At 35.8% G+C, this 10,886-nt stretch carries 10 protein-coding genes and 1 pseudogene; all 11 read right to left on the reverse strand.

What is annotated here, in order from left to right:
• Nucleotides 1–801: oligosaccharide flippase family protein (locus MVY38_RS05325; protein ID WP_297484114.1), on the reverse strand; the 801-nt coding region annotated here is incomplete at its 3' end.
• Nucleotides 802–812: 11 nt separating this feature from the next.
• Complete coding sequence (gene pseI / locus MVY38_RS05330) at nt 813–1,850, reverse strand: pseudaminic acid synthase (RefSeq protein WP_297484115.1); 1,038 nt, start codon at nt 1,848–1,850, stop codon at nt 813–815.
• Nucleotides 1,837–3,267: a UDP-2,4-diacetamido-2,4,6-trideoxy-beta-L-altropyranose hydrolase gene (gene pseG, locus MVY38_RS05335; protein WP_297484116.1), complete on the reverse strand. Its 1,431-nt coding sequence runs from the start codon at nt 3,265–3,267 to the stop codon at nt 1,837–1,839. Before pseG ends, pseI begins: the two co-directional genes overlap by 14 nt.
• Entirely contained in the window at nt 3,267–3,581 is a 315-nt protein-coding gene (locus MVY38_RS05340; RefSeq protein ID WP_297484127.1) for a type II toxin-antitoxin system PemK/MazF family toxin, read from the reverse strand. The genes pseG and MVY38_RS05340 overlap by 1 nt, the downstream gene beginning before the upstream one ends.
• A 51-nt stretch (nt 3,582–3,632) precedes the next feature.
• Nucleotides 3,633–4,370, reverse strand: a pseudogene (gene pseF, locus MVY38_RS05345) (pseudaminic acid cytidylyltransferase); the annotation flags it as partial.
• A complete protein-coding gene (gene pseC, locus MVY38_RS05350; RefSeq protein ID WP_297484117.1) occupies nt 4,370–5,488 on the reverse strand; it encodes a UDP-4-amino-4,6-dideoxy-N-acetyl-beta-L-altrosamine transaminase in 1,119 nt (372 codons plus the stop codon). The pseudogene pseF and the gene pseC, both read right to left, overlap by 1 nt.
• A 1-nt stretch (nt 5,489) precedes the next feature.
• Complete coding sequence (pseB, locus tag MVY38_RS05355; RefSeq protein ID WP_297484118.1) at nt 5,490–6,503, reverse strand: UDP-N-acetylglucosamine 4,6-dehydratase (inverting); 1,014 nt, start codon at nt 6,501–6,503, stop codon at nt 5,490–5,492.
• A 93-nt stretch (nt 6,504–6,596) separates the two neighbouring features.
• The gene (locus MVY38_RS05360) at nt 6,597–7,826 is read right to left on the reverse strand and encodes a glucose-6-phosphate isomerase (protein WP_297484119.1); all 1,230 of its coding nucleotides are present in this window, start codon (nt 7,824–7,826) and stop codon (nt 6,597–6,599) included.
• Complete coding sequence (locus MVY38_RS05365) at nt 7,823–8,635, reverse strand: glycosyltransferase (protein ID WP_297484121.1); 813 nt, start codon at nt 8,633–8,635, stop codon at nt 7,823–7,825. The genes MVY38_RS05360 and MVY38_RS05365 overlap by 4 nt, the downstream gene beginning before the upstream one ends.
• Nucleotides 8,636–9,673, reverse strand: a complete 1,038-nt coding sequence (mqnE, locus tag MVY38_RS05370) for an aminofutalosine synthase MqnE (protein ID WP_297484123.1) — start codon at nt 9,671–9,673, stop codon at nt 8,636–8,638.
• Nucleotides 9,674–9,681: 8 nt separating this feature from the next.
• On the reverse strand, nt 9,682–10,886 hold a 1,205-nt coding region (lsrK, locus tag MVY38_RS05375), incomplete at its 5' end, for an autoinducer-2 kinase (RefSeq protein ID WP_297484125.1).

Consider the following 10,886-nt stretch of genomic DNA (forward strand, 5'->3'; position numbering starts at 1 on the left):
ATATATCATAATAACTAATGTAAATACAACAATATTAATAGTATTCGCAATACTCCCAAAAAAAGTATAAATACCAACATCAGCCTTTGTCATATAATAATCTATCATATATCGATCCGAAAACTCTATAACTTTATACGCCAAGGTTGCTACAAAAAAAGGCATACTTACTTTCAGTCCATTTTTTATCCAAACCCAATCAATCTTTTCAGCTAATCCTTTAAAATCATACTCTTTATTTAAGCTCACTACACCAACTATTATTGAAACAAAAGAGCCTACTATCCAGCCAATCCAAACAGTTGTAAGATTTTTTAGACCATCTATATTAACATACCAGACAGCAATGATAACATAAACCCACAAACCTGTTCTTAAAAATAACAAAAAATTTGCAAATATTGGTTTTTGGAGCGTTGTATATAGTCTATATAATTCTTGCGCTAAATGCTCAAAAACAAGAATAAGATAAAAATAGACTATAAACTTTGTCTCAATTATACCAAATAAAAATATACTCAAAAGAAGAGGTAAGACAATAACATAAACCAAAAGATGAAATACAAATTGATCGCGTATTAATGGTAATCTTGCTTCTTTTTCTTTTGCTAATATCTCTCTTGTATTATATGTATAAAAATCTAAGCCTAAAAAATAGATTGAAATAGTAACTGTCGTTACAAACAGACCATATTCACCCAATTCTGAAACACTTAGAAACTTTCCAATATAAATAATCAACAGAAACTTAGCAAGCATAGACAAACCACGCAAACCTAAATTTACAATGGATGATGACAAAAATTTAGTAATCAAGTAAACATATCCATTTGAATAGCGCTACCTTTTTCAATATTTTTTGTTGCTTTTTTACCAATAATTGTATTCCAATATTTAGGATGAAGTCCATACCCAGGTCTAACAGAGCGAACATTTTTTTCAGTGATCACTTCACCTTCTTTTATATCTTCAGCGACATAAAGACTACGGGAGAACTGTCTGCTCTTTTTCTTTTTCTCAGTCATACTATAGTCAACTTTACCAAGAAGTTTTTCTGCATCTCTAACAGCTTTTATCATCTCGGAAAACTCTTGCTTGTCCAAAGAAAAGTCTGCATCGGCACCACCTATAGACTTATCTAAGATGAAATGCTTTTCAATAACTTTTGCACCTAATGTCGTCGCAACGATAGGTGCCGTTGTTCCGAGTGTATGGTCTGAAAAACCACTGACAACACCAAAGGTCTCTGCTAAATTTGGAATGGTTAAAAGGTTTGCATCTTCTAGTGCGGCAGGATAAGCTGATGTACATTTTAGCAGGACAATATCATTGTTACCTTCAGCTCTACAAATGTCTACTGCATCCTGAATCTCATCTATAGTCGCTATTCCTGTTGAAATTATGATAGGTCTGTCTTTAGCAGCAGTGTAACGGATAAGTTCGTAGTCGGTGATCTCAAATGATGCTATTTTATAAGCTGATGGTTCAAACTGTTCCAGAAAATCAACGGCTGTTTTGTCAAAAGGAGAAGAGAAAATGTCTATACCTATTTCTCTTGCGTATCTGAACAACTCTTCGTGCCATTCCCAAGGGAGGTAGGCTTCTTTATAAAGGTCATATAGCTTTCTGTCATCCCAAAGGGTTCCCCCTTTGATGACAAAGTCATCTTTGTCAGAGTCTAACGTCAATGTGTCTGCTGTGTAAGTTTGAAGTTTTATGGCATTAGCACCGATCTCTTTTGCTGCTTTAATAGTCTCTTTAGCTATCTCAATCTTTCCACCATGGTTAGCAGATAGCTCTGCGATAATGAAGACACCGTCACTCTTTAGATCAAAATTACCTATTTTCATTGTCTAACTCCATACAGATGATATTTTTGTTGTTTATTTGTTTTGTCATTACTGTTTTAAAATCATATCGCTTATAGAGTTTAATAGCTGCATAATTCTCCTCAAAAACTTCTGCGATTAACTTCTTAATGTCTAAAGTGTTGAATGCATAATCAATTACAGATTCCATCAACTGATTACCAACACCTCTTAAAGCAGGATTTGCATAAAGTCCAAATTCTGTTGTCTTGTTACGATGATCTATATTGGTAAAGTCTATAACACCAATAGACTGAGAAATTCTTTTGATTAAAAAGTATGACCTGTCATCTCTAGTGTTTAAAGTGTCAATGTACTTCAAATGATTTTGCAAGCTAATACACTCACTAGTAAACATCCATTGACGAATGCTTGAATGATTTCGCCACTCTAAAATCATTTTTTTCTCATTTAAAGAGAGGTCTGTAAAATTGACTAGTTCAATCTCGTTAGAAGTTATCACTGCTATTTTTTTAAGCAGATCAGCCGCATCAAACTTTTCTAGTATAGAGTAGTGATGTTGATCTAAGTACTGATACATCTCATTCTGGTTTTCTGCTGTTTTTATAGAAATAAAAGGAATACCCATATGGACAATTTCATTCACGGTAACACTTGGTGTTACAATAGCAAAGTCCGCTCTGTTCATTAGTAATGCTATTTTATCTGTATTGATGTGTAAAGTTATATCTCTTTTATTCTCAATGTATTTTTTTAACTCTTCTAAATGTTGGTTAGCCATAGTTGTAACAACATGAGCATGAATATTTGGAAAGTTTTTCAAAACATCTAAGATCTTAGTATTTAAGTTGCTGTGATCAGCGCCACCCATGGCTATAAAGACATTAAGATTTTCAGGGTTGTTGCTGTTTTGTCTGCCTTTTGCTTTTTCAATAATAAATTCATCTCTTAGAAGTGTATATTTGCTTCCACATCTTAACTCACACTGTTTAGATACTAACCCTTCATATTTTTTTGGATCAGCATAAAGGTTATGATTTAGCAAAATATCGCAATAGTGCTTTTCATAAGTATCATCAAAGACTAAAATTTTCACATTGACTCTTTCTTTTAATGTTTGCTCATATTTATAATCTATTTGATAATGATCTATAACGACTAAATCAGCTTCGTACTTCTGCACTACTGAAATAAACTCTTCGATATCATTTGAGTGTAATAATTCTATTTTATAACCTGCTTCAACTATCTTGTGATTTATATTTCCCTTGAAGTCCTGTGTGGCAAAAACAATATTATCATCTTTAAAATCTCGTTGCGCTAAAACTAAATCTCTCATGATGTGACCGATACCTATTGTTGATGAGGAATCTGCTCTAAAAAGAATAGTTTGCTTATTTTTCTGTTTTGTGCTATAATCCATCTTGAAATTCGCCATTAGGCGCTCCCCTTTCCGTTTGGAGTAGGGGTTACCACTTCACAAAATTTTTCTACTAACTTTTTAAACTCATTTTCACTTAATTTTGCCAGTCTATATTTAATTCTTTTAGCATCAAATGTTTTTGATTGCAATAAAAGTGCTGAATTTTCACGCCCTTTAAAACAAATAGTGTGAAAGAAAAAACCATTTTTGGTTTTACTGCTTAATGGAATTCCCAAGAAAAGATGTTTGCTAAATTTTTTTACAACTACAACAGGTCGCAAAAACTCTTCTCCTTTGCCATACTGTTCAAAACCTATATTTTGTCCCATAGATATGAAAAGTATTTCTCGTTCATTAAACTGCAACTCTTTTCTTTTTTCAAGTTTTTGCTTAAGAGTACTCCATTTGTCATAGATATTTTTATTGTGTAATGCATAAAGCTTTTCTATTCGTTGCCAATCTTCAAAAGTATCAATATCTTGAACTAAATGTCGTGGAAGAATGATTGGAATGCTAATATCGCTAAATAGCACCTTACTATTAGAATTTTTTTCTAATTTTCTATTTGTCCAGTAAAACTGCCCTGCATCTTGATAAGCTTCTTCTAAGTCCTGACTTCTTGTCAAATAATACTCTGGCGTAAACATTTCACATCGACCGTCTGTAGTGAGTTTAAAGGTTCGCTGAATTGGGAAAGGCATTGTCGTTGCACTAAAAGCATGAACAGCATTACTATTTTTAAGTTTTTCATAACCTTGAATCAAATACTCTTTGTCTAAAAGTGGTGCTGTTGCATAAATGGTACAAATATACTTATAACTTTCTCCTTGATTTTCAAGATAAGATATAGTATGATTTATAACATCTTGTGTCCCTGTAAAATCATCTGCAAGTTCTTTAGGGCGGAGAAAAGGAACTTCTGCTCCATATTCTTTTGCTATTTTTGCTATTGCTTCATCATCTGTCGTTACTATAACTTTTTCAAAAAGCTTGGAAGCGAGTGCAACTTCTATACTGTAAGCAATAAGAGGTTTACCAAAAAAATCTTTTATATTTTTTTTTGGTATTCTTTTACTCCCACCACGAGCAGGAATAATAGCAACTGCATCTTTTTGCATTAACTTAACACCTCAAACAACGTCTTAATAACATAAGTTTGTTCTTGAACTGTCATTTTTGGATACATGGGTAAAGAAAAACACTCTTCATAATAATTATCCATAACTGGTGTATATTCTTTTCCATAACCCAAATTTTTGTAATATGGCTGTTTATTTATAGGCATATAATGTAATTGAATACCTATACCCTTTTCTCTTAATATATTAAAAAGATCAACTTTCGAAAGAAATGTCTTTGTAAAATCTACTTTTACAACATAAAGATGATAGGATGATTTTCCATCATACATATACAGAGGCTTAACAATAGTACCCAAAAACGCTTTATCATACTTTTGGGCTATAGCAATGCGTCTATCAATAAAATTATCTAATCTCTTTAATTGAGACAAGCCAAGAGCACACTGCATATCTGTTATACGGTAGTTAAATCCAAGTTCCCGCATTTCATATTCCCATGGTTTCATTTCTTCTGTTTTTACCATACCATGATTACGCAGAATTAATAATTTTTCATATATTTTTTTTGAATTGGTAGTGATAGCACCACCTTCACCAGTTGTCATATGTTTAACAGGATGAAATGAGAGTATAGAAACATCACTATTGGTGCAAGATGCTGCTTTAATATCAGCATCTTTTGCACCAATGGCATGCGCACAATCTTCTAGAATAATGACATTATATGTCTCTCTAAGATATTTTAATTTTTGTTGCTCAACCATGTGTCCACTAAATGCAACAGAATAAACTGCTTTGATAGTGGGATCTTTTTGTAGTTCTTTTTCACATAGGTCCAAATCTATATTTCCATCTTCAGCTATATCAACAAAAATGGGTTTTGCACCAGCATAAAGAATGGCATTGGAAGTTGCTAAAAATGAGTTAGGTGTTGTAAGAACCTTATCGCCTTTGTTAAGTAAAACAAGAGAAGCCAAATGTAGAGCAGCTGTGCCATTTGACACAGCTACACAATACTTTACTTCACAATACTTACCAAGAGCTTCTTCAAAAGCTTTAACTTTTGGACCAGTAGTCAAATAATCTGATTCAAGTGTTACAATAACTGCATCAATATCTTCCTGAATAATAAATTGTTTACCGTAAGGAATCACATTAAACCTTAAAAGTAGAATCTACATGTTCAACAATCAATTGACGCAAGCCCTCAACTGTTTCCCATTCATCATTCGTTCCGGAATTATATTTAAATCCAAATGGAACTTTTTTAGCCTTATGATGTTTCATATAATCTTCTTCACTGTAAGTATATGAAACAGATGGAAGAATTGCATAATAAGGACCAAGATCAATGGTATTTAAAGAATCTGTATCTGTAATCATCTCTTCATGCAATTTTTCACCTGGTCTAATACCTACCTCTTTAATTTCACATGTTGGACAAACAGCTGTTGCAACATCTACAATTTTATAAGAAGGAATTTTAGGAATAAATATTTCTCCTCCCAAATGATTATCAAGTGCAAACATCACTAAATTCACTCCATCTTGAAGAGAAATATTAAAGCGTGTCATATCTTTGTGTGTAACGGGCAAAGCACCTTCTTCGCGTTTATCAATAAAAAAGGGAATAACACTACCACGAGAGCCCATTACATTACCATAACGAACAACACTAAAACGAATATCTTTTGAGCCCCTAATATTATTAGCAGCGGCAAAAAGTTTATCTGATGCTAACTTTGTAGCCCCATAAAGATTAATAGGGGCACATGCCTTATCCGTTGATAAAGCCACAACATCTTGTACACCACAATTTAATGCCGCATATATAACATTTTCAGCACCATCAACATTTGTTCTAATGCACTCTGTAGGATTATATTCAGCAGTATCTACTTGTTTAATAGCTGCTGCATGAATAATGACATCAACACCTTCACAAGCCTGAACTAAACGCTCTTTATCTCTCACATCACCAATAAAAAAACGTAACTGGGGAAAATCAAAGCTAGGATACTTTTGCTTAATTAAAGATTGTTTTAATTCATCACGAGAATAAATAATTATCTTTTTGACTTTAGGGTAACGAGTCAAAATCGTTTCTATAAATTTTTTTCCAAATGAACCCGTTCCACCTGTAATTAATACTGTTTTATTGTTAAGCATTTTTTTCCTTCTATTCTATTCTACGAATTATACAACTAATAAAATTACAACTAGCTTTTAACATCCAATGTTATGACCTCTACAAATATAAAATTATATTTTATTCCCAAGATTCTTCTTCAAAATAATCTTCCCACTTTCAACCCCTGGTTGATCGTATGTATTTATATACATAAATTTTCCAACTAAAGATGTAAGCAACTCATACTCATACATCAAACTTGCAATAGAGCTCTCACAAACTCCATCTATGCTTATGACATCACATGGAATGTCACCCACTGCGTTTATGGACTCTATGGTCGCATCTGCTTGTGATTTTATAAGTGAAGAAAATTCTAAATTGTTCAAGTAGTCAAGCTCTTCTAGTCCATCAAGAGTCACTGCAGGAATTTTCAGGTCATTGTCAAAGTTCTCTACTTTTATGACAGTTACAGTTTTATCTCGTCGCCCTTGTATGATGAGCTGTAAAAATGAGTGCTGGTCTATTGGCCCTATAATTCCCACAGGAGTAAGTCCTTGATGCGTGTTGTTGATGTCAATTTTCCCAAGGCTCTCACCCCAGAGTTGAATGTACCACTTGTTAAAGCCCTCAAGTCTTGAAGAGTAAGAGAAAACGACATTTATGTTAAAACTGTTTTTATACTCTACTAAAAATCTCGCTTTTTTCAGCAGTCTTTGGTTCGTTTCAAGCTTTTTACTCTCACTCCACATACCACCAAAAAAGTCATTATGCGTCTCTTGTGCACCTCGAAGCAGTTCATCAATATCTATGCCGACAATTGCCAAAGGAAGCAGCCCGACAGCAGAGAATACAGAGAAACGCCCACCTACATTTTTAGGTATCTCAAAACGCTTCATTCTATGTATTTTTGCATAGGCATTGAGTTTTGAGTCATACTCTGTGATGACCACAGTATTTGATGCATCACAAGTCACAAGAGAATTGATGTACTTAAAGATAGAGACCGTTTCAACAGTCGTTCCTGACTTTGAAATGACCACAAAAAGTGTATCTTCAAGGTCAATATTCTCTAACTTTGATTTGATGTCAATAGGGTCAGTCGTCTCAAGAAAAAAGAGCTTTTTATGCAAATCTCGTGAGTGTTTGAGATATTTGTATATGGCATATGTACCCAAACTACTCCCGCCAATTCCAATGACAACGACATTTGTCTGTTTCACCTCTTTGGCATACTCTTTAAACGCAGTAGTGTCTTGAAAAGGGAGGTTATAGTAGCCTATATCCTCTTTTTCTTTTACTATTTGTGTAAAAACATCTTTATCGGAAATTGTGGGGTTAAAATTGTGTTCATAGGTCATTGTAAGTTCTCAACTCTTTTTTCATAAAATTTAATATCTGCCATTTTATCATATTTTCTGGCACCTTTAAGTAAAAGCGCATACTTTTTAAGTAGCTCTTGTCGTATTCTTTCACACTTTACTTCATCTTGGCAATTTTGTAAAAGCTTTTCCAAAGCCTGTGTTCGAAATCTATCCATTCCCCAGTGTTTAAAGCTCAACTGCTCAGGATGTCCTGCATATTTTGTGATGAGTTTTTTATTGACAAGTCCGATTTTTTCGCTAAACGCAGTGCGAAGCCACAGGTCATAATCTTCACACACCTCCAACTCTTCATCAAAGTATCCATACTCCTCAAACAAAGATTTATGCATAAGCACAGCAGAGGGAGCGATGATGCAGTGAGAGAGACACGCCTGAAATATCTCCCCACCAACTTTCGCATACTTTTTAGGAACTTTTACCTCTTTATCATCTCTAATCCAGCGCTCATCGGTATAGCTCATCACAATATCACTATTATTTGAATGAAACTGCGTTTGCTCTTCAATCTTTTGCGGATGCCACTCATCATCAGAGTCCAAAAAAGCTATCCACTCATTTTTTGCTTTTTGAATGCCTGCATTTCTTGCAGCTGAAACACCGCGATTTTCCTGATGAATGTAAGTAATGGAGGGGAAATCTTTTGTAATTTGTACGGTGTCATCAGTCGAGCCATCATCAACAACAATGATCTCATCAACTTGCTGCGTTTGAGCAAACACCGAAGCAAGTGCCCGCCTTAAAAGTTCATAACGGTTATAGGTTGGGATAACAAGAGTTATCTCCAACTACCAGACCTTTATTTCATTGTACAGACTGTCACGCTCCACAGGAATAAACCCGCTGTTGCGAATGAGTGCTGTAAAATCCTCAAGCTGTACACCATTGGCACTCTTTGCACCTGCTGCGGAGTTTATGGACTCTTTTTCTATTGTCCCATCAAGGTCATTTGCACCAAACTCCTGAGCGACAAGTGCAAGGTTTACAGTAGAAGTTACCCAGTAGGCTTTTAAGTTTGGTACATTATCGAGTACTAGTCGTGAAATTGCCATTGTTTTTAAAATCTCATTTGCAGTGACAGGTTTGTCAATTTTAAGGTAATTATTTTCTGTCTGATAGACAAGAGGAATAAAGCAGTTAAACCCGCCCGTTTTATCTTGCAAATCACGAATGCGCATCATATGATCTATGCGATTCTCACGCGACTCTATATGTCCAAAGAGCATCGTCACATTTGATTTTTTGCCGCGTTCATGCCACTTTCTGTGTATTTCAAACCATTGATCGGAGGTCACTTTGCCTTTACAGATAAAGTCACGCACCTTCTCATCAAATATCTCGGCACCACCACCGGGCATGGAGTCCACACCATTTTCCACCATCAAGTCAAGCACCTCATCATAGCTTAGACCATGATGACGAGAGAGAAAATCCACCTCAGCAGCGGTCAGTGCTTTTATATGCAAATGAGGATACGCCTCTTTTATCTTCTTAAATATTCCAAGGTACCACTCAATAGGTACATTAGGATTATGCGCAGAGACAATGTGTATCTCTTTTGCACCGTGAGAATCCACCTCTTTTACGATTTTTAAAATCTCTTCATGACTCATCGTGTAGGGATTTGGATTTTTTCTATTTGCTGAGTAAGCACAAAATTTACATACATCCGCACAAATATTCGTAGGGTTGATGTGACGATTGATGTTAAAGTAGGTCTTTTTACCGTGAAGTTCTTGACGCTTTGCATCCGCTAAAGTGCCAAGTTCAAATATATCTTTTTCATAAAGTTTTAACGCATCTTCAAAATTTATTCTGTTTTTCATTTTTTACCTTATAGTCCGGGAGCTTTCCACATTGAAGTCGTGATATTATCATCAACCAACTTTAATTGTGCTTCATAAGCCTTTTGCCACTTAATTTTTAATCTGTCATATATCTTTTTATTGTCCAAGTTAGGGGTATATGTTTTTTCCCATACCACCAACTCTTTTGCTGCGTTTACAAGGCTCTCATAAACACCACACCCAACTCCCGCAGCCATGGCAGCACCAAGTGCCGTTGCTTCTTTTACTTTTGGAATTTTCACACTGTACCCGCTTACATCACTGAGTATCTGTGACCACAAAGCACCTTTGCTTGCTCCACCTGCAAAAACGATGCTCTCTATTTTCATACCCGTAAAAGCTTCTACTTTTTCTAAGTTGAGGCTTGAGACTATGGCTGCGTTTTCTTCCAGACTACGAAACATTGAAGCACGGTTACACTCTGCTGCGTTTAGGGAGAGGTTTAAAAAGCTCGGTGCCGCGTGGTACCACTTTGAGTAACGCATCACATCGGAAAATATCGGAAGTATTTCGTATGAACCCACAGGAACTGCTGCTGCTTTTTCTTCAAGTATCTCATAAACATCACAGCTGCGTTTAGCGGCTTCTTCTTTTTCAAGATCACAAAAAGCATCACGAAACCAGCGCATCACAAGTCCACTAAAAAAGGTAATGCCCTCAGCCTGAGAGAGTCCTCTTATGACATGAGGATTTACCCGCACGCTCATATCTGACGGGGGCTGCGTTTGAGAGGGAATGTTTACTACCTGCTGCCAAAATGAGCCGCCAAGCACTGCCACCTGCCCCGCTTCGACTACACCAAGTCCTGCAGAGCCAAGCTGCACATCGCCGCCACCCATCACAACAAGAGTATTTTGAGAGAGCCCACTCTCCTGTGCAGCTTTTTGGCTTACCTTTGCCATAGGTGTACCCACTTCCAACACTTCAGGAAAAATGTCATCTTTAAGTCCAACCTTTCTTGCCATCTCACTTACCCAGCTGCGTTTAGAGAGAGAAAATACGCCTGTTGTCCCGCCATTGCTTGGGTCACTCGCTATCACGCCGCACAATTTCGCAAGTATCCAATCGCCTATCATAGAGATCTTTGCCACTTTTTCATAAATGTCAGGTCGGTTATTTTTTAGCCACAGCAGTCGCGGCAATGCGCCAAGGGCAAAAGTCTGTCCGGAGAGTGCATAAAACTCCTCTTCCA

The organism is Sulfurimonas sp. (genome assembly GCF_027056685.1).
Lineage (GTDB): Bacteria > Campylobacterota > Campylobacteria > Campylobacterales > Sulfurimonadaceae > Sulfurimonas.

Bases quoted from the DNA above. Each gene is read 5' to 3' on its own strand.
- pseI (WP_297484115.1), bottom strand. From the start codon at position 1,850: ATGAAAATAGGTAATTTTGATCTAAAGAGTGACGGTGTCTTCATTATC.
- pseG (WP_297484116.1), bottom strand. From the start codon at position 3,267: ATGGCGAATTTCAAGATGGATTATAGCACAAAACAGAAAAATAAGCAA.
- MVY38_RS05340 (WP_297484127.1), bottom strand. From the start codon at position 3,581: ATGGGACAAAATATAGGTTTTGAACAGTATGGCAAAGGAGAAGAGTTT.
- pseB (WP_297484118.1), bottom strand. From the start codon at position 6,503: ATGCTTAACAATAAAACAGTATTAATTACAGGTGGAACGGGTTCATTT.
- MVY38_RS05360 (WP_297484119.1), bottom strand. From the start codon at position 7,826: ATGACCTATGAACACAATTTTAACCCCACAATTTCCGATAAAGATGTT.
- mqnE (WP_297484123.1), bottom strand. From the start codon at position 9,673: ATGAAAAACAGAATAAATTTTGAAGATGCGTTAAAACTTTATGAAAAA.